Origin of the sequence: Pseudomonas sp. RU47 (assembly GCF_004011755.1) — a bacterium.
GTDB lineage: Bacteria > Pseudomonadota > Gammaproteobacteria > Pseudomonadales > Pseudomonadaceae > Aquipseudomonas.
The window spans coordinates 5,744,946-5,769,018 of sequence record NZ_CP022411.1 but is presented as its reverse complement, the minus strand read 5'-3'; the positions used below and the strand labels follow the sequence as shown (position 1 = coordinate 5,769,018).

Sequence of the window (24,073 nt, the reverse complement as noted above, 5' to 3'; positions counted from 1 at the left end):
GGCCCGTGCGTTATCATCGCGGTTTTTGTCGGGGGTTCTGATGGCCAAGGCCAAGCGCATGTACGGCTGCACCGAGTGCGGCGCAACCTTTCCCAAGTGGGCCGGTCAGTGCGGTGAGTGTGGTGCCTGGAACACCCTGACCGAGACCATGATCGAAAGCGGCGGCGCCACGGCACCGACCGGCCGCACCGGTTGGGCCGGACAGCAGGCACAGATCAAAACCCTGGCTGAAGTCAGCATCGAAGAGATTCCGCGCTTCTCCACCGCGTCTGGTGAACTCGATCGCGTGCTCGGTGGCGGTCTGGTCGATGGCTCGGTGGTGCTGATCGGCGGCGATCCGGGCATCGGCAAATCGACGATTCTGTTACAGACCCTGTGCAACCTCGCCAAGAGCATGCCGGCCCTGTACGTCACTGGCGAAGAATCCCAGCAGCAAGTGGCCATGCGCGCCCGCCGTCTCGGCTTGCCGCAGGATCAACTGCGGGTGATGACCGAAACCTGCATCGAAACCATCATCGCCACCGCTCGTCAGGAAAAGCCCAAGGTGATGGTGATCGACTCGATCCAGACGATCTTCACCGAACAACTGCAATCGGCACCTGGCGGTGTTTCCCAGGTGCGTGAGAGTGCGGCGTTGCTGGTGCGTTATGCCAAGCAGAGCGGCACGGCGATTTTCCTCGTCGGCCACGTGACCAAGGAGGGCGCGCTGGCGGGGCCTCGAGTTCTCGAGCACATGGTCGACACCGTGCTGTATTTCGAAGGCGAGTCCGATGGGCGTCTGCGTTTGCTGCGCGCGGTGAAAAACCGTTTCGGTGCGGTCAACGAATTGGGCGTGTTCGGCATGACTGACAAGGGCTTGAAAGAAGTCTCCAACCCGTCGGCGATTTTTCTTACTCGTGCGCAGGAAGAAGTCCCGGGCAGTGTGGTCATGGCAACGTGGGAAGGCACGCGACCGATGCTGGTGGAAGTGCAGGCGCTGGTCGATGACAGTCATCTGGCCAATCCGCGTCGGGTGACGCTGGGACTGGATCAGAACCGTTTGGCGATGTTGCTCGCGGTTTTGCATCGCCATGGCGGGATTCCGACGCACGACCAGGATGTGTTCCTCAACGTGGTGGGCGGGGTGAAGGTGCTGGAAACGGCGTCTGACCTGGCGTTGATGGCGGCGGTGATGTCGAGTTTGCGCAACCGACCGTTGCCGCATGATCTGCTGGTGTTCGGTGAGGTCGGCCTGTCCGGCGAAGTGCGCCCAGTGCCGAGCGGTCAAGAGCGGTTGAAGGAAGCGGCGAAGCATGGCTTCAAACGGGCGATCGTGCCGAAGGGCAATGCGCCGAAAGAATCCCCACCAGGCTTGCAGATCATTGCCGTGACCCGCCTCGAACAGGCCCTCGACGCATTGTTTGAGTGAACTCCTGACCTGTGGGAGCGAGCCTGCTCGCGAAGGGGCCGTGTCAGTCGGCATCATTGTTCAATGACACACCGTCTTCGCGAGCAGGCTCGCTCCCACAGGGGATTGTATTGATGGCTAGATTTCGATCAGGGCGCCCAACTCGCGCTCCAGTTCGGCCTCATCCGCCAGATTCAACTCGATCAACCGTCGCAAGCGCTGGATCGATTCCAGGCTTATATGTCGGCAGACAAAGCCCAACTGGCCTTTTTCTTCATGGGCCAACTGCACATCCATCTCGATATCGACGTCATCGCTCAAATGAATGTCGACGAGAAAGTCCTGCGACTTGTCCCCCAGCCAAGGCTCCGGCCGCTCGATCAGCAGTCCCTTGAGCGACAGGTCGATCAGCTTGACCGGCCAGATGTACTCGCCCTGACTCAGCTCGGTTCTGGCATCGAACGCAATACGTTGGAAACGACGTCGATTGGCGGGGTGCTCGCTCATGGCGCAATCCTCATGAAGGTTCGCTGACTATAGACCGCGAATGCGGGCGCCAGCCAATCGCTAAAGCGTCTAGACCAACGTCGGGGTATGGCCTTTGGCGCCGTAAGCGCTAAACTCGGGGTGGCTGTCTTTCTTGTCCACCCTGGCTGGAATAATAAAATGAAAAATAATAATAGCCTGCTACGCCACTTACCCTGGCTAGTGCTGGCAATCGTAGGAGCGTGCGCCCTGGGCGTAGTGGCATTGCGCCGCGGCGAGGCGATCAATGCCTTGTGGATTGTGGTCGCCGCTGTGGCCATTTATCTGGTTGCGTACCGTTACTACAGTCTGTTCATCGCAAACAATGTGATGCAACTTGACCCGCGTCGGGCCACCCCCGCCGTGCTCAACAACGACGGTCTGGACTATGTGCCGACCAACAAACACATTCTTTTCGGTCACCACTTCGCTGCCATCGCTGGCGCGGGGCCTCTGGTCGGCCCGGTATTGGCGGCGCAGATGGGCTACTTGCCCGGCACGCTCTGGCTGATTGCCGGTGTGGTGCTGGCGGGCGCGGTGCAGGACTTCATGGTTCTGTTCATGTCGACCCGGCGCAACGGCCGTTCCCTGGGCGACATGGTGCGTGAAGAAATGGGCCGCGTGCCCGGCACCATCGCCTTGTTCGGCTGCTTCCTGATCATGATCATCATCCTCGCGGTGCTGGCGCTGATTGTGGTTAAAGCGCTGGCGGAGAGCCCATGGGGCATCTTCACCGTGATGGCGACCATCCCGATCGCGATGTTCATGGGCATTTACATGCGCTACATCCGCCCGGGCCGCATTGGCGAAATCTCCGTGGTCGGTGTGTTGCTGCTGCTCGGTTCGATCTGGCTCGGTGGGCAGATAGCCGCCGATCCGGTGTGGGCCAAGGCGTTCACCTTCACCGGCGTGCAGATTACCTGGATGCTGGTCGGTTACGGTTTCGTCGCGGCATCGTTGCCGGTGTGGCTGATTCTGGCACCGCGTGACTATCTGTCGACGTTCCTCAAGATCGGCACCATTGTCGCCCTGGCGATCGGTATTCTGATCACCATGCCCGAGCTGAAAATGCCGGCGCTGACCCAGTTCGTCGACGGCACCGGCCCGGTATGGAAGGGCGGTCTGTTCCCGTTCCTGTTCATCACCATCGCTTGCGGTGCGGTTTCCGGTTTCCACGCGCTGATTTCTTCGGGCACCACGCCGAAGCTGCTGGATAACGAAACCAACGCCCGTTACATCGGTTACGGCGGCATGCTGATGGAGTCGTTCGTGGCGATCATGGCCATGGTTGCCGCTTCGGTGATCGAGCCTGGCGTGTACTTCGCCATGAACAGCCCGGCCGCTGTGGTCGGCAGTGATGTCGCATCGGTTGCGCAAGTGGTCTCCAGCTGGGGCTTCGCGATCACGCCGGAAGCGCTGCAAGCCGTGGCGCATGACATTGGCGAAACCACCATCCTGGCGCGAGCCGGTGGTGCGCCGACCCTGGCGGTCGGTATCGCGCAGATTCTGCACAGTGTCCTGCCGGGTGAAAATACCATGGCATTCTGGTACCACTTTGCGATCCTGTTTGAAGCGCTGTTCATCCTGACCGCTGTCGATGCCGGTACCCGTGCCGGGCGTTTCATGCTGCAGGATCTGCTCGGCTCCTTCGTTCCGGCGCTGAAACGCACCGAATCGTGGACCGCCAACCTGATCGCCACTGCCGGTTGTGTGGCGATGTGGGGCTGGTTGCTGTACCAAGGCGTGATCGATCCACTGGGCGGCATCAACACCTTGTGGCCGCTGTTCGGTATTTCCAACCAGATGCTGGCCGGTATCGCGCTGATGCTCGGCACCGTGGTCCTGATCAAAATGAAGCGCCAGCGCTACATCTGGGTCACCCTGCTGCCGGCTACCTGGCTGCTGATTTGCACCACGACTGCAGGCTTCATCAAACTGTTCGATGCCAACCCGGCGATCGGCTTCCTGTCGCTGGCCAAGAAGTACAGCGATGCGCTGGCCAATGGTCAGGTGCTGGCACCGGCAAAAAGCGTCGAGCAGATGCAGCACGTGATCTTCAACGCTTACACCAACGCAACGCTCACCGCGCTGTTCCTGTTCGTGGTCTTCAGCATCCTGTTCTATGCGCTCAAGGTCGGCATCGCCGCCTGGGGCAAAAAAGAGCGCACGGATAAAGAATCGCCATTCCAGGCTCTGCCGGATGCGTAACCAGAGGATTGCACCATGTTCAATGACCTGAGTCGCCTCGGTAAATACCTCGGTCAGGCCGCGCGCCTGATGGTCGGCATGCCCGACTACGACACGTACGTCGAGCATATGCAAACCAAGCACCCGGACAAACCGGTGATGAGCTACGAGATGTTCTTCCGCGAACGTCAGGAAGCGCGTTACGGTGGCAAGGGTGGGCCGAAGTGCTGTTGAGATGACAGCCTGCGGTTGAGGTAATCCCCCTGTGGGAGCGAGCCTGCTCGCGAATACGGAGTGTCAGTTGATGAATGATTTGACTGACACACCGTATTCGCGAGCAGGCTCGCTCCCACAGTTGTTTTTGTGTTGTTCATTCATTTTGTGAAGGGGATCAGTTTTGTCTTCTCCCATACCTGTAACGGTACTCAGCGGTTTCCTCGGCGCCGGCAAGACCACTTTGCTGCGCCATATTCTGAAAGCCGAGCACGGCCTGAAAATCGCCGTGATCGAAAACGAATTCAGCGACGCCGGTATCGACACTCAGCTGCTGGGTGACGAGCCGGTGCAAGTCATGACCCTGGCCAACGGCTGCGTCTGCTGCACCATTCACACCGATCTGACCAAGGCGCTGTACTTGCTGCTTGAGCGTCTGGACAGTGGCGAGATCGCCTTTGATCGTCTGGTCATCGAGTGTACCGGTCTGGCCGACCCTGCTCCGGTGGCACAGACGTTTTTCATCGACGAAGAACTGCGCGAGCGTTATCTGCTCGACGGCATCATCACCCTGGTCGATGCCGCGCACGCGGATGTACACCTGACCCAGACCATCGCCCAGGCGCAGATCGGTTTTGCCGATCGCTTGCTGGTGAGCAAGACCGATCTGGTCGACGAAGCCACGTTCAGCGCACTGAGCGAACGGCTGACGCGGATCAACCGTCGCGCACCGATCCGTGTGGTCGAGCACGGCAGCATTGATTTGGCTGAACTGCTGGATGTGCGCGGCTTCAACCTCAATGCTGATCTCGGCGTTGGATTGAGCCTGCGTCCGGTGAGCAAGGCGCCATCGATTGATCGCATTTCCAGTCTGGTGCTGCGCACCGATCAGCCGCTGGATATCGATCAGCTCAGTGAGTTCATGAATGAGCTGCTGGAAGAACACGGCAAGCAATTGCTGCGGTACAAGGGCGTGCTGAACATTGCCGGTGAGGATCGGCGCTTGGTGTTTCAGGGTGTGCTGAAGCTTTACGGTTTCGACTGGGACACTGAATGGGCCGAGGGTGAGGCGCGGGAGAGTGTGATCGTGTTTATTGCCGATGATTTGCCGGAAGAGAAGATTCGGGCGGGGTTTGCCAGAGTGGCTTCTGCCTGATGGATCTTGGTTGTCAGTGATGGCCTCTTCGCGAGCAGGCTCGCTCCCACAGTGAATTGCATTCTTCCTGACACAACGCGGTCCACTGTGGGAGCGAGCCTGCTCGCGAAGGCGATCTAACCGACAGCACAATGCTCAAGGTCTGAACCCAGCAATGTCTGCTCAAGATGATCCAGATGCCGATTCATCATCATGCCAGCCTTGGAAGCGTCGCCACGCTCCACCGCCTCAACCAGCGCCAAATGCTCCTGCCATGCGCAACAACTGTGCGTAGTACCCTCACACCGCGCAATTGCCAACGACGTCAGCGGCACCAGGCTGCCAAGAAAATGCGCCAACGGTGCGTTCCCCGCCATCTGTGCCAACGTCAGATGAAACTCCCCGGATAAACGAATCGCCGCACCCCGCCGATCCTGCTCAACGGCCTGACGTTCGCGTTCGATCAGCCCGCGCAAGCGTTTCAACCCTTCCGCTTGCGGACGCTGGCAGGCCAGACGCACCAAGGTGTTTTCGGCCAGTCGCCGCGCATGCAGGGCCTGCCGCGTCTGCTCCCGATCGGGTGCTGCCACACGCGGCCGATGATTGGCGCGCAGCACAATGACCTGCTCAAGCGACAACTGCGTCAGCACCCGGCGCACATCGGCACGACTGGCGCAGAACATCTCTTTCAAACTGTCTTCGGTGAAACGGCTGGCCGGATCGATGCGCTGCTCGAGAATCGCGTCGAACAGTCGCGGGTACAGATCCTCCGCCGGCACTCTTACGCGGGAGAAGGGCAGGGGCGCTGTGGTTGGGTGGGTTTGCGACGGTGAAGCGAAACTGTTCATGGCCTGTCTCCAATAGAAATCAGCGACTCAGGTTGTCTTCCGGAATATTCAACTCAATCCCCATCCGCTGGCCTTCGCGCAAAATGTGCCGACGCATTTCGGCGCTGGCCTGGGCGCTGTTCTTGCTGCGGATCGCGCGCACCACGGCCTCGTTTTCTTCCAGCCGCTCGGCCAGATGCTCCGGCGAATTGCGCAACACCTCGGCGCTTTGCTTGAGGGCGTTGCTGGTTTGCTGCACCACGCTCTGGAAGATCGGATTCGAGGTGAGCGTGAACAACTCTTCGTGGAAGGCGATGTAGGCGCTGACGCCGGCGTCACTGTCGCCGGCCTCGAGGGCTTCGCGCATGTCCATCAGGGTCAGGCGCAACTGGCCGACTTCCTTGCTGCTGATCGACTGCGCGACCAGGCCGACGATGAACGGCTCAAGGGTGTAGCGCAGTTGCAGCACGTCTTCGAGGCTGGCGCCGGCGACTGCGCTGTCGTGGCTCTGGCTGTCGCTGAGATGCGCATCAAGTACGATCACGCCTTTGCCCGGCATCGAACGCACCAGACCAAGGGTTTCCAGGACGATCACCGCTTCGCGCAGGCTCGGGCGGCTGATGCCCAGTTGTTCGGCCAGTTCGCGCTGGCCCGGCAGCATGTCGCCGGAGCGCCACTGGCCACGGGCGAGCGCCGCACGGAGTTTTTCTACGACTGAGTTGACGACGGTTGATGTAGTAATCACTTGTCTTGCTCCATGTGCCCAAAGGGGCGCCGCAAACCGAAATCAAGAGATCGCCATTTGCGGCAGCGCCGATAGGGTTGAAATCAGAACTCCTGCTGGTGCGCCGGAGTTGCTGGTTTACGCGGCTGAAAGGTGTAGCCCTGCTGGCCGCTGAGTACTTTGTTGGCGCGTTGCACGTCGATGTCTTTTTCCCAACGGGCAATGGCGACAGTGGCGACGCAGTTGCCGATGAGATTGGTGAGTGCCCGGCCAATGCCCATGAACCAGTCCACTGCCAACACCAGCACCAGACCGACCACCGGAATTGCCGGAATCGCTGTCAGCGTGGCAGCCAGAATCACCAGTGCCGAACCTGGAATGCCGTGTGCCCCTTTGGAGGTGATCAGCGACACCAGCAGAATCGTCAGCAAATCAGTCATCGCCAGCGGAGTGCCGGTGGCGTTGGCGATGAAGACGATGGCCAGGGTCAGGTAGATCGAAAAACCGTCGAGGTTGAACGAGTACCCGGTCGGAATCACCAGGCCCACGGTCGAGCTGCCAATGCCGAGGTGTTCGAGTTTGCGCATGATCTGTGGCAACACGGCGTCGGACGAGGCGGTGCCCATGACGATCAGCAGTTCTTCGCGCAGGTACTTGAGCAGCGGCCACATGCGCAGGCCGGAAGCACGCATCACCAGACCGAGAATCACGCTGACGAAAGCGATGCAGGTCAGGTAGAACAAACCGACCAGACTGCCCAGGTGTTGCAGGGAATCGAGGCCATATTTGCTGGTGGTAAACGCGATAGCGCCGAACACGCCGATCGGCGCCAGACGCACGATCATGCCCATGATGCGGAAGATCACATGGCTCAGTTCGTTGATCAGTCGCGAGGTCCCGGAGGCCGCTTCGCCGACCAGATTCAACGCGCTGCCGAACAGTACCGAAAACAGCAGCACCTGCAGGATGTTGTTGTCGGCAAAAGCGCCGATCACCGAAGTCGGTATCAGATCCATCAGGAACTGCGTGGTGGTGTGCATGTGCTGGCCGCGTTCGGCGAGATCGCCCATATCGGCGGAAGATAGCTGCTCCAGATGGATATTTGCGCCGCTGCCAATACCGGTGCTGAAGGCGAAGACCAGACCGATCACTAGCGCGATGGTGGTGAGTACTTCGAAATAGATCACCGACTTGAGGCCGATGCGCCCGACCTTCTTCAGATCGCCGGCGCCGCTGATACCGCTGACCACCACGCAGAACACGATGAGGCCGATGAGCATCTTGATCAGTTTGATGAAGCCGTCGCCGAGCGGTTTGAGCTGGGCCGAGTATTCAGGGAGGGTCAGCCCGCAGACGATGCCGAGCACCAGTCCGAGAACCACTTGGAGGAAGATTGAACGCGAGCACCATCTGAGCATGGGAGGAATCCTGGTCGGTGTCCTGGCTGCTGGCGCTTGCACGCTCAGATTCAGGACTTAATTATTGTGGTCTTACCGGTATGTCCAGTGCGGGTGCAGTCTACGCTCGGTTTTTTCGGGATGACAAGTGAAAAGATCAAAAATTGGCATGACCGGTCTGACCAGTGGCCATAGCCACGTGTAGGAGCTGCCGAAGGCTGCGCCTACACGGGAAATCAGGGGCGAAAAAAAACCGGCCAATCACTTGGCCGGTTTTTCATGCTGCGGGTTTAACGTCGCAATCAAGCGCCGTATACCGGCAGTTTCTTGCAGATGGCTTTGACTTTCTCACGAACGGCGTCAATCACCGCTTCGTTGTTCAGGTCAGCCAGGATGTCGCAGATCCAGCCGGCCAGCTCTTTGCACTCGGCTTGCTTGAAGCCACGAGTGGTCACAGCCGGAGTACCGAAGCGCAGGCCGGAAGTGACGAACGGCGAGCGTGGGTCGTTTGGCACGGAGTTCTTGTTCACGGTGATGAACGCTTTGCCCAGAGCGGCGTCAGCATCTTTCCCGGAGATGTCCTGCTTGATCAGCGACAGCAGGAACAGGTGGTTCTTGGTGCCACCGGAAACTACGTCGAAACCGCGCTCGATGAACACTTCGGCCATGGCCTGGGCGTTCAGCACCACTTGTTCCTGGTAGGCCTTGAACTCTGGCTGCAGCGCTTCCTTGAAGCAGATCGCTTTAGCGGCGATCACGTGCTCCAGCGGGCCACCCTGGGCGCCCGGGAATACCGCGGAGTTGAGCTTCTTCTCGATGTCGGCGTTGGCGCGAGCCAGGATCAGGCCGCCACGTGGACCGCGCAGGGTCTTGTGCGTGGTGGTGGTCACGACGTCAGCGAAAGGCACCGGGTTCGGGTAAACACCCGCGGCAACCAGACCGGCTACGTGAGCCATGTCGACGAACAGGTAAGCGCCGACTTTGTCCGCGATGGCGCGGAAGCGTGGGAAGTCGAGAATCTGCGAGTAGGCAGAGAAACCGGCCACGATCATTTTCGGCTTGTGCTCAACCGCCAGGCGCTCGACTTCGTCGTAGTCGATCAGACCGTTGGCGTCGATGCCGTACTGCACAGCGTTGTACAGTTTGCCCGAGGAGGAAACGCTGGCGCCGTGAGTCAGGTGACCACCGTGGGCCAGGCTCATGCCCAGAATGGTGTCGCCACCTTGCAGCAGAGCCAGGTAGACCGCAGCGTTGGCTTGCGAACCGGCGTGCGGCTGAACGTTGGCGTAATCGGCGCCGAACAGTTCTTTTGCACGGTCGATAGCCAGTTGCTCAACGATGTCGACGTACTCGCAACCACCGTAGTAGCGCTTGCCTGGGTAGCCTTCGGCGTACTTGTTGGTCAGGACCGAGCCTTGAGCTTCCATCACCGCTGGGCTGGTGTAGTTTTCCGAAGCGATCAGCTCAATGTGTTCTTCCTGGCGCTGAGCTTCTTGCTCCATGGCGGCAAAAAGGTCGGCGTCGTACTTGGCAATAGTCAAATCACGGCTGAACATGGCGGTCCTCAAGGATCGGGGGCAGAAAAGGGGGGCATTCTAACCCAATGGGTTTTGGATGGCATATGAAACGACATCATGTCGCAGACAAGTGGCGTTCATGACAGATGTGCGGTGCTTTTGAAGGCCGCTTCGCGAGCAGGCTCGCTCCCACAGTAACCGAGGTGCTCTTGCGGTTTTCTGACCGACATCAATCCCTTGTGGGAGCGAGCCTGCTCGCGATGGCCGCGCCGCAGGACTTCAGTCGAACATGAACAGCGCGTCATTGCTGAACTGCGCCTCAAACCGTCCCGCTGGCATCGGCCGCCCGAACAGATAGCCCTGAACCTCATCGCAACCGTGCTCACGCAGGAAGTCCAGCTGTTCATGGGTTTCCACGCCTTCGGCGATTACCGCCAGATTCAGGCTGTGCGCCATGGCGATGATCGCCCGGGCAATTTGCGCGTCCTGCTCGCCGGACGGCAGGCCGTCGACAAACGTGCGGTCGATTTTCAGCACGTCGATCGGGAATTGCTTGAGGTAGTTCAGCGATGAGTAACCGGTGCCGAAGTCATCGACCGCAATGCTCAGGCCGAGGTTTTTCAACCCGGCAAGAATCTGCATCGCTTCGCTGACTTCGCGCATCAGGATACTTTCGGTCAGTTCCAGTTCCAGACACGCCGGCGGCAGGCCGGTTTCGCGCAGGATCGTGGCGATCCGCGTGCCGAGCTGGCCATCGGAGAATTGCCGCGCGGAGATGTTCACCGAGACCTTCGGTACACGCACGCGGTTCTGGTGCCAGGTCTTCAGTTGGCGGCAAGCCTCGCTGATCACCCAGTCGCCAACGTCGACTACCAGACCGAGTTCTTCGAGCACCGGAATGAAATCTCCCGGCGGCACCAGTCCACGACGTGGATGGCGCCAGCGCAACAGCGCTTCAGCGCCGGTCAGACGCTTGCCGTCGCCGCTGAACTGCGGCTGGTAATACAGGACGAATTCGTTCTGTTCCAAGGCGTGGCGCAGGTCGCTTTCCAGTTCCAGACGCTCCAGCGCACTGGCGTTCATGTCGGCCTGATAGAACTGGAAGTTGTTCTTGCCACGCTCCTTGGCGTGGTACATCGCGGTGTCGGCGTTTTTCATCAACTGGCTGAGTTCGTTGCCGTCCTGCGGACTCAGGGCGATGCCGATACTCGCGGTGACAAAGAACTCGCGGCCTTCGAGCACGAACGGTCGCACCAGGCTGCCAAGGATCTGCTCGGCGACATGAATCGCCCGGTTCAGCGCCATTTCGCGGCTGGAGCGGTGTTGCAGCAGCAGCGTGAATTCGTCACCGCCCATGCGCGCCACGGTGTCGTCATCGTCGACACAGGCCAGCAGGCGCGTGGCCATGTCTTTGAGCATACGGTCGCCGGCGGCGTGGCCGAGGGAGTCGTTGATCGGCTTGAAGCGGTCGAGGTCGAGGAACATCAGCACCACCCACGACTTCTGCCGTTCGGCCGATTGCAGCGCGGTGTGCAGGCGATCCTGGAACAGCGTGCGGTTCGGCAAATGGGTCAGGGCGTCGTAGTAGGCGAGGCGGTGAATGCGCTGCTCGCTGGCCTTGCGCTCGCTGATGTCGCTGAAGAAGCACACGTAACTGGCCAGATCACCCTCGTCGTCGAGCACCGCGGTTATGCCGACCCACGCCGGGTAGTGCTCGCCGTTACGGCGCTTCATCCAGACTTCACCTTCCCACGTGTTGTGCTCGTGCAATTGCTTGATCACGTAACGCAGGTGCGCGTCCTGTTGTTCGTCGACCGTGAGCATGTTCGGCAACTGGTCGAGCACTTCGCTCACTGCGTAACCGCTGACGCGGCTGAAAGCCTCGTTGGCCTGAACGATGTAGCCGGCTGGATCGGTGATCAGAATCGCCGAGGTCGAATGCTCGAAAACCGTGGCGGCCATGCGCAGGTCTTTTTCGGCGCGGCGCTGCTGACTGATGTCGCGACCGACGCCGAGCACGCCTTCAAACGCGCCATGCTCGTCCCACACCAGCACCAGACGCAGCTCGATCGGGATCTTGCGGCCATCGGCACGCAGGCAGTCGAACAGGAACAATTGCGTCTGCACCTGGCTACGCAAAATGGCCAGTTGCTCGGGTTTGTCCAACGCCTTGCTGACGCGATCCATCAGCGTGTAGATGCCGCTCAGTTGCTGCGGGTTGGCGATGGTCGATTGCCAGCCGTTCTGGAAAATCCACTCGGCGTCGTAACCCAGCACAGCCTGCACCGACGGGCTGACGTAGTTCAGCGAGAGCTTGCTGTCGGTGGAGAAAATCACGTCGCTGATGCTTTCGGCGAGCATGCGGTAGCGCTGCTCGCTGTCACGCAGCGATTCGCTGGCTTCGATCTGTTCGGTGATGTCCTTGGCCACGCCGATGATCCGCGTGACCTGATCATGTTTGTCGCGGGCCAGGGCCTGTTCGCGAATATCGAAACGCCGCCACTTGCCGTCGCGATGACGGAAACGCAACTGGCATTGCAGCAACTGACTGTAACCGGCGTGGCGCTGCAACTGGCGCGAGCGATGGTAGTAGTCGGCGTCTTCCGGGTGTAGCAGGATCTCCCAGAAGTACTCGCCCATCTGGTGCAATTCGGTGCGGTTGTAGCCGAGGGTCTGGCCGAGATGGTGGTTGCTGAAAATCATCCGCTGGCTGATCACGTCTTGCACGTACAGATGATCCGGCACGGTGCGCACCACGTCGGACCAGAAACCTTCGCGTTCGAGCAGCGACAGTTCGATCAGCTTGCGGCTGGTGATGTCGTTGATGCTGAGGATCACCGCTTTGTAGTCGTGCTGCTCGGTCGGCAGGCGCAACACCATCCACAGGTGTTGATCGCGGCCATTGATGTCCGGCAGTTTGATTTCCAGTTCCAGCTGCTTTTGTTGCTGCAGCACGGCATCGAGGACTTGATTGCCGATCGCGCACTGGCGGTGCGGATGGCCGTCGATCAGCAGTTGCCAGGCGTGCTCGCAAGAGTTGACGTTGAGCAGTTGCAACGCGACCTGGTTGACCTCGGTGACGCGCAGTTCCTGCAGCAGTTGCTGGCGTTGCTGCGGTTGGTCGAGCCACGCCTTGAGCTGATCGCTGGTCTGGATCTGCGCCTTGTCGAAGACCTGCTTGAGGCCGGACAGGTCCAGCACACACAGGGCCACGCCAGTGCCTTCGAAAATGTCCTGATAGCGTCGGCGACCCTCATGTAACTGGCGTTGACGGCGGCGCATGTTCAACAGCGCGATCACCGGCAGCATCGAGAATGCCAGGCCCAACAGGCATTTGCCGATGAACGCCGGCAGCAATTCTTCCAGCACGCGCTGGCGGTCGAACAGGCCGCGCAACTGCCAATCGCTGCTGCTCAGCGGCACGGTCAGCACGGTGTTGGCCAGATCGTCCGGGGTCAGCACGCCGGGTTTGGCTGAAGGCAGCGCTTCGTCGCGGCTGATGATCTGATGGTTGATGCGGTTTTCCACCAGCCACAGCGGACGCAAACCGGTATCACCCTGTTTGGTCAGCGAGTCGAAGAACGTCGGGGTCAGGCGCAACGCCCAATAGCCGCGGGTGCTGCCGCTAGCCTGATGGAGTAATAGATGCACCACCGAGCCGTCATCGGCGTTGCTGAAATAATGCGCCTGGGCGCGACTGCGGCGCACCAGTTCGGTCAGGTAGTTGGCGTCGTCGCTGTCGACGGCGCTGTCGCTGATAATCCGCCCGGAAGGACTGAGCAACGCCATGCTGCGCAGATCGGGCAGCGACTGCTGAAGCTTGCGCAGCAGTGCCTGCTGTTCGTCGGCTGATTGCGGCTGTTCGACGATCGGTAGCAGATTGAGGGCGATTTGCGCGTTCAGCGCCATGTTCAGGCTGACCTGCGAGGCGAGGTCGGCGGTGTAATCGATGGTGTACTGACGCTGGTTTTTCTGGGTTTCGCGCAGTTGATCGAGCAGTTGCCAGAACAGCAACGCGAGCAACAAAAGCACGAGTGTCGCCAGCGCACCCTTTAATGTACCGCGCAGGGACGAGCCGTGCGCCGGTGGGGTGCTGCTCACAGAAGCTGGCGTCGTGACATTGGACAAGCTGTAATCCTGCGGTTTGGCTGGACTGGCGCGACGTGCACTATAAGCCGGACGCCCAAAGGGCGGCTAGCATGCCTTGAGTCGTGGCGAAGTGCCAGCCCCGCGCGGCTGGACTGCCACCGGTCATTAAGGTAGCTTTGCCGGTTACGCGGGAGCGTTCCAGCTCCTAGACTCAGACTTTTTCAGCGCGCACGCATTGATAACCATCAAGTGAACGACGCGCATGGTCTGGCCGGGCTTCGCCTGCGCTGCAATCATTCATCTGTCACTGACCCAAGGTTCTCCATGGCTCAATACGTCTTCACCATGCATCGGCTGGGCAAAGTTGTTCCGCCGAAGCGGGAAATTCTCAAAAACATTTCGCTGTCGTTCTTCCCGGGCGCCAAGATTGGCGTACTCGGCCTCAACGGTTCGGGTAAGTCCACGCTGCTGAAAATCATGGCCGGCGTCGACACCGAATTCGAGGGCGAAGCCCGTCCGATGCCGGACCTGAACATCGGTTATCTGCCGCAAGAGCCGCAACTTGATCCGACCAAGACCGTGCGTGAAGTGGTCGAGGAAGCGGTCAGCGTGATCAAGGATGCGCAAGCGCGTCTGGACGAGGTCTACGCGGCCTACGCCGATCCGGATGCCGACTTCGACAAGCTCGCCGCCGAGCAAGCCAAACTCGAAGCGATCCTGCAGGCCAGCGATGGTCACAACCTTGAGCGCCAGTTGGAAGTCGCCGCCGATGCGCTGCGTCTGCCGGCCTGGGACGCCAAGGTCGAATTCCTCTCCGGTGGTGAAAAACGTCGTGTGGCCCTGTGCCGTCTGCTGCTGTCCGCGCCGGACATGCTGCTGCTCGACGAACCAACCAACCACTTGGACGCCGATTCCGTGGCGTGGCTGGAGCACTTCCTGCACGACTTCCCGGGCACCGTGGTTGCGATCACGCACGACCGTTACTTCCTCGACAACGTCGCTGGCTGGATTCTGGAACTCGACCGCGGCGCAGGCATTCCGTACGAAGGCAACTACTCGGGTTGGCTCGAAGCCAAGTCCGATCGTCTGGCTGCCGAATCCAAGCAGCAGTCGGCCCACGAAAAAGCCATGAAAGAAGAACTGGAGTGGGTGCGCAAAGGCGCCAAGGCCCGCCAGTCGAAATCCAAGGCTCGTCTGCAACGCTTCGAAGAAATGCAATCGCAGGAATTCCAGAAGCGCAGCGAAACCAACGAGATCTACATCCCGGCCGGTCCACGCCTGGGCGACAAGGTCATCGAGTTCAAGAACGTCACCAAGGGCTACGGCGATCGCGTCCTGATCGACAACCTGTCGTTCTCGATGCCGAAGGGCGCCATTGTTGGCGTGATCGGCGGTAACGGTGCCGGTAAGTCGACCCTGTTCCGCATGCTGATGGGCAAGGAAACACCGGATTCGGGCAGCATCGAAGTCGGCGAAACCGTGCAACTGGCCTGCGTCGATCAGAGCCGCGATGACCTGGATGGCAGCAAGACTGTGTTCCAGCAAATCTCCGACGGTTCCGACCAGATCCGCATCGGCAACTACGAGATCCCGTCGCGCACCTACGTCGGTCGCTTCAACTTCAAGGGCGGCGACCAGCAGAAGTTCGTCAAGGACCTGTCCGGTGGTGAGCGCGGTCGTCTGCACCTGGCGCTGACCCTGAAGGAGGGCGGCAACGTCCTGCTGCTCGACGAACCGTCCAACGACCTCGACGTTGAAACCCTGCGTTCCCTGGAGGAAGCCCTGCTGGACTTCCCGGGCGCCGCCATTGTGATCTCTCACGATCGGTGGTTCCTTGACCGCGTGGCGACACACATCCTGGCGTACGAAGACGACTCGCAAGCGATCTTCTTCGAAGGCAACTACACCGAGTACGAAGCTGATCGCAAAAAGCGTCTCGGCGAAGCGGCTGCCCAGCCACACCGGGTACGTCACAAGAAACTGGCCTGATTCGGGTTGGTTGCATAAAAAGAACGGAGCCTTCGGGCTCCGTTTTTTTTGCCCGGGTTTTGTCAGCGGGACCGAGGCGATCCCTTCGCGAGCAGGCTCGCTCCCACATTCGAAATGCATTCCCCTGTAGGAGTGAGCCTGCTCGCGAAAGCGGTATGACTTTTGGTGCAGATCTTAAATTTGGTCTCACCATTCAGGTGCAAAATCGGCTAAAAATCCTTCCGATTTATATCCTGTGCACCATTTAATTTCATAACTGCGACATTTTGCTCTGTTCCTGTGCGCGATCCGTTTGTTACAGTCCGGCGCAATCTCCTCCAACGACAATAAATTTGCCGAGACTTTTCCCATGATCGAATCCGTCGAATCCTTCCTTGCCCGTCTGAAAAAACGCGACCCGGATCAACCCGAATTCCACCAGGCCGTCGAAGAAGTCCTGCGCAGCCTGTGGCCGTTTCTCGAAGCCAATCCGCATTACCTGAACTCGGGGATTCTGGAGCGCATCTGCGAGCCGGAGCGTGCCGTGGTGTTCCGCGTGTCATGGGTCGACGATCAGGGCAAAGTCCAGGTCAATCGCGGTTTCCGCATCCAGATGAATAGCGCCATCGGCCCGTACAAGGGCGGTTTGCGCTTCCATCCTTCGGTGAACCTGGGCGTGCTGAAATTCCTCGCCTTCGAACAGACCTTCAAAAACTCCCTGACTTCGCTGCCCATGGGCGGCGGCAAGGGCGGTTCTGACTTCGATCCGAAGGGCAAGAGCGACGCCGAGGTCATGCGTTTCTGTCAGGCGTTCATGAGCGAGTTGTATCGCCACATTGGCGCCGACGTTGACGTACCCGCCGGTGATATTGGCGTCGGTGCGCGCGAGATCGGCTTCCTGTTCGGCCAGTACAAACGGCTGAGCAACCAGTTCACCAGCGTCCTCACCGGCAAAGGCATGACCTACGGTGGCAGCCTGATTCGTCCGGAAGCCACGGGGTTCGGTTGCGTGTACTTCGCTGAAGAAATGCTCAAGCGCCGCGAGCAGACCGTCGAAGGCAAACGCGTGGCGATCTCCGGTTCCGGCAACGTGGCGCAATACGCGGCGCGCAAGGTCATGGATCTGGGCGGCAAAGTGATTTCCCTGTCCGACTCCGAAGGCACGTTGTACTGCGAAGCCGGGTTGAGCGAAGAACAATGGCTGGCGTTGCTGGAGCTGAAAAACGTCAAACGCGGTCGCATCAGCGAACTGGCGGCAGCGTTCGGTCTGGAGTTCCGCGCCGGTCAACTGCCGTGGTCGTTGCCGTGCGACATCGCGCTGCCGTGCGCTACGCAGAACGAACTCGACGCTGAGGCTGCACGCACGCTGCTGCGCAATGGCTGCGTATGCGTGGCCGAAGGCGCGAACATGCCGACCACGCTGGAGGCTGTGGATATCTTTATCGAGGCCGGCATTCTCTTCGCCCCAGGCAAGGCATCCAACGCTGGCGGCGTGGCGGTGAGCGGTCTGGAAATGTCACAGAACGCCATGCGTCTGCTGTGGACGGCGGGCGAGGTCGACAGCAAGCTGCACGCGATCATGCAGTCGATTCACCACGCGTGCGTGCATTACGGCGAAGAGAACGGGCAGATCAACTACGTCAAAGGCGCTAACATCGCCGGCTTCGTCAAAGTCGCCGACGCGATGTTGGCGCAGGGTGTGGTTTAAGCCGGTTCGATGCGGATCACTTCAATCACTTGATCACCGGCGGGGCGCTGCCACAGCACCTCGTCATTGAGCCGGGCACCCAGCAGCGCCCGGCCCAGCGGTGAGCCCCAATTGATCAGGCCTTTGCTGGCATCGGCCTGATCCTCGCCGACCAGTTGCACGCGGCGTTCGGTGTCGTGCTCATCGGCGTAGGTCACCCAACTGCCGATCTGCACTTTGTCCCTGGACGTAGCGGCAACCGCCACTTGTGCGCTGCTCAGGCGCTGATTGAAATAACGCAAATCCCTTTGCAAATCGGCCAGCCGTTGTTTGTCGGCCTGCTCGCCTTTGGCTGATTGTTCGGCGTGCAAGGTTTGCAGTTCAGCGACCTTCGCCTGCAACTGCGCCAAGCCTTGCGGCGTGACGTAATTGGGCTGGTCACTGACCTGGCGTTCGACCGGCTGATCGGCTTGCGCGGCGGCGTTGTCTTCGTTGACGAATGCGCGACTCATGGTGTCCTCCTCGTATGAGGTTTGGGCCACGCTCGCAGGCATTTGGTTTCAATGGATGTCTGGGAGCGACCTATTGCGAGCGATAGGCCCGCCCGGCGTCCTGGTCTTTCTGTTGCTGCCAGGCACGTTCGCGTTCATCCCAGTGTTCGTTGCGGTATTGCTCGCGATCCTTGTTTTCGAGCATTGCCTGACACTGGCGAAAGCCGTCGGTCCAGCCTTCGGCGTATTGCTTGTCCTTGAGATAGCGCGGCACGTTCTTGCGGAATTCGCCGCTGATCGAACCGGCCGCCTGACGGCCGCTGATGCAACCATCGTCAAAGCCGTCGGCGAAGGCCGGTGGATAACCCTTCGCGATCAAATCTTCATGGGTGGTCTGGCAACCGCCCAGCAACAAAACAACACCCAACAAACCCGCACACCGCCACATCGCACTCTCCCGCGCCGGTTGTCCGGCTTATGGGGAAAGTCTAGAAGGGGATTCGTCGGGCGTTGGTGAAAGGCGTGTGAGTAATTCGTTGAGCGCCACAAATCCCCTGTAGGAGTGAGCCTGCTCGCGATAGCGGTGTATCAGTCACCGCAACAGTGACTTATGAATTGCTATCGCGAGCAGGCTCACTCCTACAAGGGGGATGTGTTCAGGATCAATAGTGATACCACTTCACTTCAAGCATGACTTCGGTTTCCGGCGTGGCGAGATGGCTGAACTCACGCTGCGCACTCAGGCGCAAACCCAGATTACGCGACAACTCCCACTGCTGATTCAGGCTCAGGCTACGACGCACTTCGCCATTGAAGAAGTAATCACCTTTGGCTTCCAGGCTCAGATTGCCCAGCGGGTTTTTCCACAACACGCCGGTATTGAAACCGCCGGCCGGGGATACAAACTCGGCGAAATCATTGTTGTGTTCAACGCGCACGGTGCCGAGGGCAAAACCCAGCACATCGTCACCCAGCGCCCACGTGCCGCCACCGCCACCGTTGACGTGGCTGACCAGCGTTTCGTCATCATGCTTGCCCGGTACGCGCTCAAGACCGCCAGTGACTTGCCACGACAGCGGTTGCAGCAACTCATTGCGCGGTGTCAGCGAGCGAATCGTCGCCAGATCCAATTGCTGGAACTGCCAGTGATTGCCCTCGTACTGACGCAATTTCATCTGCAGGATCTCGATCTGCGCGCCGAGCGGGAAGCTTTCGGCGTTATCGTTGAGATCGTGATAGGCCATGCGCAAACCGTATTCGCCGAACGCACGATCGCCACGGGTGCCGAGACCCGCTTGCCAGGTGCGTGATTCATGGCCGTCTTCCGGCAGGCCCGGTTGCGGAATTTCCAGCTCGGGGGCGGGGTTCTTGTTGATCGCCCGCAGCAATTCGAAACTGCGCTGCGCCCGTTGCGGATCACGCTCCTGACCGTTGGCACGGTAGCGCTCGAGGCGATACGCCGCGTCGATGATCAACGCCTGACGGTCGCGTGGCAGGGCTTTGAATGTCGGATCCTGCAACACGTGCTGGTCGGCGCTGACTTTCAGCACCCATTGCTGTTCTTCGTCGCTCAACGGTTCGGCGCGGCTGAGCAATTCGCGCTCACGGGACGGGCGATATTCAATGCTTTCCACCAGCCCGGCTTCTTTCACCGCTTTGACGGTGTCGGTGGGGATCGCGGTCAACGGGAATTGTTCGGTCAGGCGCAGACTCGGCCGTGCGACTTGCAGCAGTTCCAGCAGACGATACGAGCAGTTTTCATCGAAGAAGAAATAGTCGAACTGGATCTGCTTCAGCTCCCACACATGTTCAACCATGCGTGCGGTTTCTTCTTGCGTCAGATTCAGTCGGTATTCCCACAGATCGCGGTTTTCCAGGCTGCGGTATTCGGAGAGTTTTTCCTGATACGGCACCAGTGCGAACAGGCCGGGATAACCGCCCATCAAGCCTTTCCAGGCGTAAAGAATGCTGTTGTCCGAGCCTTCGATGTAGGCGCCGAAGTTGATCGCGTAACTGAGCAGCGACGTTTTGTCGGCCTGCACGTCAGCCTGATCGATACGCAGCAGGGTATGGCCGAACATCGACGACGGACTGTTCAAGTACGCCGCCGGGAAGATCATCACCGCGCTGTGCGGCGAGACATCCTTGAACCATTTTTTGTACTCGGCGCACTCGGGCGTCGGCAGATCGGTCAGGTTGAGCTGCGCTTTCAACCAGCGAGTGCGCGCCGGATAAACGCATTGCGCATGTTGCTCGCCGAGACTGGCCGGGGCGTACAGCGCTTGCACGGTGGCCGCCAGTTCATGATCGGGATGTTCATTGCCATCGGGCGCGAGAAAGAATTTCTTGTCGCTGACATAACTGCGCCAGCCACCAAGCTTGGCGGTTTCGTAGTGACCGAGGGAAATCCAGAAACGGTCGTTGGCCAGTTGCTGCAAACGTTGAGGGTCGATGGTTGGCGCGGCGGACAGCGGGGCGCAGACACAGAGCGCCAGCCAGGCAAGGCGTTTGAGCATAGTCGGCAACTTGAACAGGAAAGAAATAAAGACCCAAGGAGGGCGGGCCGAAAAAACAAAACCCGCTTCCCGAAGGAAGCGGGTGGGGCCGAGCTTAAGCCTGAGTTGCGTACTTGGCCAGACGAGGATCCGATTTCAGTACGGCCAGGGTGTTGGTATGCACGTCTTCAGCGGTCACGTCAGCCTTGCTGAAGATCTGCTGGAAGTGCTCGTGAGTCACAGCCGCGAAGTGCGCGCGATCTTCCGGCGCCACGCCCAGTACCACGGCATAAGTCGTCAGCGCTTCGCCGTTGCCTTTGGCCATGTCTTCGGACAGCTCGTTCATCATGCCATTCATGGCAAACCAGGATTTGCCGCCGTAGGTCAGCGATGCGTTGGTCGAGCAACCGTTGGTGCCGGACGTCATCCCGAAGGTGGCGTTACCGGACGTGCCGTTGGTGGTGGAAGCGAGGAAGTGCGCCGGGGTGCCACGCTGACCTTCGAACAGCATGTTGCCCCAACCGCAATCCGGGCCGCCTGGAGCTTGCGCCATTGCGTTGATGGATACAGCGGTGAAGAGAGTACCGAGAAGAATCCGTTTCATAGCTTTTTTCTCTTTGTGTGCATACCAATGGACAGGGTTCTGACACCTGGCGGTGCCAGTGGGCCAGTATTAGTTCCAGCCGCGCAGTTTGGAGTTTAGGCACGTTCCTGCGGTTCCGTGAGTTTTTACAAAAGATTTGGCGATAACCCCGATTTCATGGGTGCCGGGGCAGGGGCGGGCGGTTGTCTATGCTTTGTAGTGTGGCGCGCCTTGCCAGTGGGGCACGGGCGGCGCCAGAATGCCGCTATCTGCCCCGCCTGATTGTTAAGGAAGCCCGATGCCTGATCCTGTTGCTGCCAGCTTGCGTCTTGCGCCCGAAGCGCTGACCCGTCCGTTTTCCGCTGAACAGTTCAGCTTCACTACCACCAATGATCTGGAGCCCTTTCGCGGTGTGCTCGGCCAGGAACGCGCGGTCGAAGCCTTGCAGTTCGGTGTGGCCATGCCACGCCCCGGTTACAACGTATTCGTCATGGGCGAGCCCGGCACCGGCCGCTTCTCGTTCGTCAAACGCTACCTGAAGGCCGAAGGCAAACGCCTGCAGACCCCGGCGGACTGGGTCTACGTCAACAATTTCGATGAGCCGCGCGAACCGCGAGCCCTGGAGTTGCCTTCGGGCACGGCCGGCGCCTTTATCGGTGACATCAACGGCTTGATCGACAACCTGCTGGCGACATTTCCCGCGGTGTTCGAGCACCCTTCCTACCAGCAGAAGAAAAGCGCCATCGACCGCGCCTTCAACCAGCGCTACGACAAGGCCCTCGACATCATCGAGCGCCTGGCCCTGGAAAAAGACGTCGCCCTGTATCGCGACGCCAGCAACATTGCCTTCACACCGATGCTCGACGGTAAAGCGCTGGACGAAGCGGAATTCGCTCAGTTGCCGGAAGCCGATCGTGAGCGTTTCCACGATGACATTTCCGGCCTCGAAGAACGTCTGAACGAAGAACTCGCCAGCCTGCCGCAATGGAAGCGCGAGTCGAACAATCAACTGCGCTCGCTCAACGAAGAAACCATCACCCTGGCCTTGCAGCCATTGTTGTCGCCGTTGTCGGAGAAGTACGCGGAAAACGCTGCGGTGTGCGGTTACCTGCAAGCGATGCAGGTCTATCTGTTGAAAACCGTGGTCGAGCAACTGGTCGACGACAGCAAGACCGACGCCGTTGCGCGCAAGCTGCTGGAAGAGCAATACGCGCCAAGCCTGGTGGTCGGGCATCCGGCCAGCGGCGGTGCGCCGGTGGTGTTCGAGCCGCACCCGACTTACGAAAACCTCTTCGGTCGCATCGAATACACCACCGATCAGGGGGCGCTCTACACCACCTATCGCCAGTTGCGTCCCGGTGCCTTGCACCGCGCCAACGGCGGTTTCCTGATTCTTGAAGCGGAAAAAATGCTCAGCGAGCCGTTCGTGTGGGACGCGCTGAAACGCGCCCTGCAATCGCGCAAACTGAAAATGGAATCACCGCTGGGCGAGATGGGCCGTTTCGCCACCGTGACCCTCAACCCGCAGCACATTCCGTTGCAGGTCAAAGTCATCATTATCGGTGCGCGTTCGCTTTACTACACGCTGCAAGACCTCGATCCGGACTTCCAGGAGATGTTCCGCGTTCTGGTGGATTTCGACGAAGACATCCCGATGGTCGACGAGAGTCTGGAGCAATTTGCCCAGCTCTTGAAAACCCGTACCTCGGAAGAAGGCATGGCACCGCTGACTGCCGATGCGGTGGCGCGTCTGGCCACTTACAGCGCACGTCTGGCCGAACACCAAGGGCGTTTGTCGGCGCGCATCGGCGATCTGTTCCAACTGGTCAGCGAGGCGGATTTCATCCGTCATCTGGCTGGCGATGAAATGACCGATGCCGGGCACATCGAACGCGCGCTGAAAGCCAAAGCCACACGGACTGGTCGTGTGTCGGCGCGGATTCTCGACGACATGCTCGCCGGGATCATCCTCATCGACACCGATGGCGCGGCGGTCGGCAAGTGCAACGGTCTGACCGTACTCGAAGTCGGCGATTCGGCGTTCGGTGTGCCGGCGCGGATTTCCGCCACGGTGTACCCGGGCGGCAGCGGCATCGTCGACATCGAGCGTGAGGTTAACCTTGGTCAACCGATCCACTCCAAAGGCGTGATGATCCTCACCGGGTATCTGGGCAGCCGTTACGCTCAGGAATTCCCGCTGGCGATTTCCGCGAGCATCGCACTCGAGCAATCCTACGGTTACGTCGATGGCGACAGTGCGTCGTTGGGCGAGGCGTGCACACTGATTTCGGCGCTGTCGAAAACGCCGTTGAAGCAGTGCTTCGCGATCACCGGTTCAATCAACCAGTTCGGTGAAGTGCAGGCAGTGGGCGGAGTCAACGAGAAGATCGAAGGCTTCTTCCGCCTCTGCGAAGCACGCGGCTTGACTGGCGAGCAGGGCGCGATCATTCCGCAGGCCAACGTTGCCACGCTGATGCTCGATGAGAAGGTCCTGGCGGCGGTGCGTGCCGGGCAGTTCCACGTGTACGCGGTGCGTCAGGCTGACGAGGCGCTAAGTCTGCTAGTGGGCGAGCCGGCCGGTGAGCCGAATGCCGACGGCGAATTCCCGGAAGGCAGTATCAACGCACGGGTGGTCGAGCGCTTGCGCGACATCGCTGAGATGATCAGCGAAGAAGACCTCAAGGAAGCCGAGAAAGAACTGGCGCAGGAGGCTTTGGCCGAAGCCAAACCGGCCTGAGCCTAAACGCGGTCACAAACTGTGGGAGCGAGCCTGCTCGCGAAAACGCTGTATCAGACGACGAATAAGTTGCCTGACACTCCGCATTCGCGAGCAGGCTCACTCCTACAT

General features: G+C 59.8%; 17 protein-coding genes. 7 read left to right on the top strand and 10 right to left on the bottom strand.

Features of this window, described 5'->3' with window-relative positions:
* Positions 1-40: 40 nt before the first annotated feature.
* Positions 41-1,408: a DNA repair protein RadA gene (radA, locus tag CCX46_RS26320; protein WP_007909773.1), complete on the top strand. Its 1,368-nt coding sequence runs from the start codon at positions 41-43 to the stop codon at positions 1,406-1,408.
* 117 nt (positions 1,409-1,525) lie between these two features.
* On the opposite strand, the gene CCX46_RS26310 is transcribed toward radA, so the two are convergent.
* Positions 1,526-1,894 carry a PilZ domain-containing protein gene (locus tag CCX46_RS26310; RefSeq protein WP_127929851.1) on the bottom strand — a complete coding sequence of 123 codons (369 nt, stop codon included), beginning with the start codon at positions 1,892-1,894 and terminating at the stop codon, positions 1,526-1,528.
* A 159-nt stretch (positions 1,895-2,053) separates the two neighbouring features.
* Here CCX46_RS26310 and CCX46_RS26305 point away from each other — a divergent pair, with 159 nt between their 5' ends.
* The 3 genes from CCX46_RS26305 to yjiA all read left to right on the top strand — a co-directional run bounded on the left by CCX46_RS26305 (position 2,054) and on the right by yjiA (position 5,468).
* A complete protein-coding gene (locus CCX46_RS26305; protein ID WP_095121699.1) occupies positions 2,054-4,120 on the top strand; it encodes a carbon starvation CstA family protein in 2,067 nt (688 codons plus the stop codon).
* A gap of 15 nt (positions 4,121-4,135) precedes the next feature.
* The gene (locus tag CCX46_RS26300) at positions 4,136-4,333 is read left to right on the top strand and encodes a YbdD/YjiX family protein (protein WP_003228401.1); all 198 of its coding nucleotides are present in this window, start codon (positions 4,136-4,138) and stop codon (positions 4,331-4,333) included.
* A gap of 163 nt (positions 4,334-4,496) precedes the next feature.
* Positions 4,497-5,468, top strand: a complete 972-nt coding sequence (yjiA, locus tag CCX46_RS26295) for a GTPase (protein ID WP_127929850.1) — start codon at positions 4,497-4,499, stop codon at positions 5,466-5,468.
* Positions 5,469-5,584: 116 nt separating this feature from the next.
* Here yjiA and CCX46_RS26290 read toward each other — a convergent pair whose 3' ends face one another.
* From CCX46_RS26290 to morA, 5 genes are all read right to left on the bottom strand, one after another.
* A complete protein-coding gene (locus CCX46_RS26290) occupies positions 5,585-6,295 on the bottom strand; it encodes a GntR family transcriptional regulator (protein WP_127929849.1) in 711 nt (236 codons plus the stop codon).
* A 19-nt stretch (positions 6,296-6,314) separates the two neighbouring features.
* A complete protein-coding gene (locus CCX46_RS26285; RefSeq protein WP_127929848.1) occupies positions 6,315-7,019 on the bottom strand; it encodes a FadR/GntR family transcriptional regulator in 705 nt (234 codons plus the stop codon).
* Between the two features lie 83 nt (positions 7,020-7,102).
* Positions 7,103-8,416, bottom strand: coding sequence for a C4-dicarboxylate transporter DctA (locus CCX46_RS26280; protein ID WP_127929847.1), 1,314 nt, complete (start codon positions 8,414-8,416; stop codon positions 7,103-7,105).
* Positions 8,417-8,697: 281 nt separating this feature from the next.
* The gene (gene glyA, locus CCX46_RS26270) at positions 8,698-9,951 is read right to left on the bottom strand and encodes a serine hydroxymethyltransferase (RefSeq protein WP_007909785.1); all 1,254 of its coding nucleotides are present in this window, start codon (positions 9,949-9,951) and stop codon (positions 8,698-8,700) included.
* A 240-nt stretch (positions 9,952-10,191) separates the two neighbouring features.
* Positions 10,192-14,040, bottom strand: a complete 3,849-nt coding sequence (morA, locus tag CCX46_RS26265) for a cyclic di-GMP receptor MorA (RefSeq protein ID WP_127929846.1) — start codon at positions 14,038-14,040, stop codon at positions 10,192-10,194.
* Between the two features lie 285 nt (positions 14,041-14,325).
* On the opposite strand from morA, the gene ettA reads away from it, so the two are divergent.
* Together ettA and gdhA are read left to right on the top strand one after the other, a co-directional pair.
* Entirely contained in the window at positions 14,326-15,990 is a 1,665-nt protein-coding gene (ettA, locus tag CCX46_RS26260) for an energy-dependent translational throttle protein EttA (RefSeq protein ID WP_127929845.1), read from the top strand.
* A gap of 349 nt (positions 15,991-16,339) precedes the next feature.
* Positions 16,340-17,677 carry an NADP-specific glutamate dehydrogenase gene (gdhA, locus tag CCX46_RS26255; RefSeq protein WP_127929844.1) on the top strand — a complete coding sequence of 446 codons (1,338 nt, stop codon included), beginning with the start codon at positions 16,340-16,342 and terminating at the stop codon, positions 17,675-17,677.
* Here the strand turns inward: gdhA and CCX46_RS26250 are convergent.
* The 4 genes from CCX46_RS26250 to CCX46_RS26235 all read right to left on the bottom strand — a co-directional run bounded on the left by CCX46_RS26250 (position 17,674) and on the right by CCX46_RS26235 (position 21,246).
* On the bottom strand, positions 17,674-18,168 hold the full coding sequence (locus CCX46_RS26250) for a GreA/GreB family elongation factor (RefSeq protein ID WP_127929843.1): 495 nt from the start codon (positions 18,166-18,168) through the stop codon (positions 17,674-17,676). The two genes, gdhA and CCX46_RS26250, sit on opposite strands and share 4 nt — an antisense overlap.
* 70 nt (positions 18,169-18,238) lie before the next feature.
* Positions 18,239-18,595 carry a hypothetical protein gene (locus CCX46_RS26245; RefSeq protein WP_038361731.1) on the bottom strand — a complete coding sequence of 119 codons (357 nt, stop codon included), beginning with the start codon at positions 18,593-18,595 and terminating at the stop codon, positions 18,239-18,241.
* Between the two features lie 214 nt (positions 18,596-18,809).
* On the bottom strand, positions 18,810-20,663 hold the full coding sequence (locus CCX46_RS26240; RefSeq protein ID WP_127929842.1) for an Lnb N-terminal periplasmic domain-containing protein: 1,854 nt from the start codon (positions 20,661-20,663) through the stop codon (positions 18,810-18,812).
* A 94-nt stretch (positions 20,664-20,757) separates the two neighbouring features.
* Complete coding sequence (locus tag CCX46_RS26235) at positions 20,758-21,246, bottom strand: DUF3015 domain-containing protein (RefSeq protein WP_007909797.1); 489 nt, start codon at positions 21,244-21,246, stop codon at positions 20,758-20,760.
* Between the two features lie 277 nt (positions 21,247-21,523).
* Here CCX46_RS26235 and CCX46_RS26230 point away from each other — a divergent pair, with 277 nt between their 5' ends.
* Entirely contained in the window at positions 21,524-23,962 is a 2,439-nt protein-coding gene (locus CCX46_RS26230; RefSeq protein WP_127929841.1) for a Lon protease family protein, read from the top strand.
* The last annotated feature ends 111 nt before the right edge of the window (positions 23,963-24,073 follow it).

Bases quoted from the DNA above. Each gene is read 5' to 3' on its own strand.
- radA (WP_007909773.1), top strand. From the start codon at position 41: ATGGCCAAGGCCAAGCGCATGTACGGCTGCACCGAGTGCGGCGCAACC.
- CCX46_RS26310 (WP_127929851.1), bottom strand. From the start codon at position 1,894: ATGAGCGAGCACCCCGCCAATCGACGTCGTTTCCAACGTATTGCGTTC.
- CCX46_RS26305 (WP_095121699.1), top strand. From the start codon at position 2,054: ATGAAAAATAATAATAGCCTGCTACGCCACTTACCCTGGCTAGTGCTG.
- CCX46_RS26300 (WP_003228401.1), top strand. From the start codon at position 4,136: ATGTTCAATGACCTGAGTCGCCTCGGTAAATACCTCGGTCAGGCCGCG.
- CCX46_RS26290 (WP_127929849.1), bottom strand. From the start codon at position 6,295: ATGAACAGTTTCGCTTCACCGTCGCAAACCCACCCAACCACAGCGCCC.
- CCX46_RS26280 (WP_127929847.1), bottom strand. From the start codon at position 8,416: ATGCTCAGATGGTGCTCGCGTTCAATCTTCCTCCAAGTGGTTCTCGGA.
- glyA (WP_007909785.1), bottom strand. From the start codon at position 9,951: ATGTTCAGCCGTGATTTGACTATTGCCAAGTACGACGCCGACCTTTTT.
- ettA (WP_127929845.1), top strand. From the start codon at position 14,326: ATGGCTCAATACGTCTTCACCATGCATCGGCTGGGCAAAGTTGTTCCG.
- gdhA (WP_127929844.1), top strand. From the start codon at position 16,340: ATGATCGAATCCGTCGAATCCTTCCTTGCCCGTCTGAAAAAACGCGAC.
- CCX46_RS26250 (WP_127929843.1), bottom strand. From the start codon at position 18,168: ATGAGTCGCGCATTCGTCAACGAAGACAACGCCGCCGCGCAAGCCGAT.
- CCX46_RS26245 (WP_038361731.1), bottom strand. From the start codon at position 18,595: ATGTGGCGGTGTGCGGGTTTGTTGGGTGTTGTTTTGTTGCTGGGCGGT.
- CCX46_RS26240 (WP_127929842.1), bottom strand. From the start codon at position 20,663: ATGCTCAAACGCCTTGCCTGGCTGGCGCTCTGTGTCTGCGCCCCGCTG.
- CCX46_RS26235 (WP_007909797.1), bottom strand. From the start codon at position 21,246: ATGAAACGGATTCTTCTCGGTACTCTCTTCACCGCTGTATCCATCAAC.
- CCX46_RS26230 (WP_127929841.1), top strand. From the start codon at position 21,524: ATGCCTGATCCTGTTGCTGCCAGCTTGCGTCTTGCGCCCGAAGCGCTG.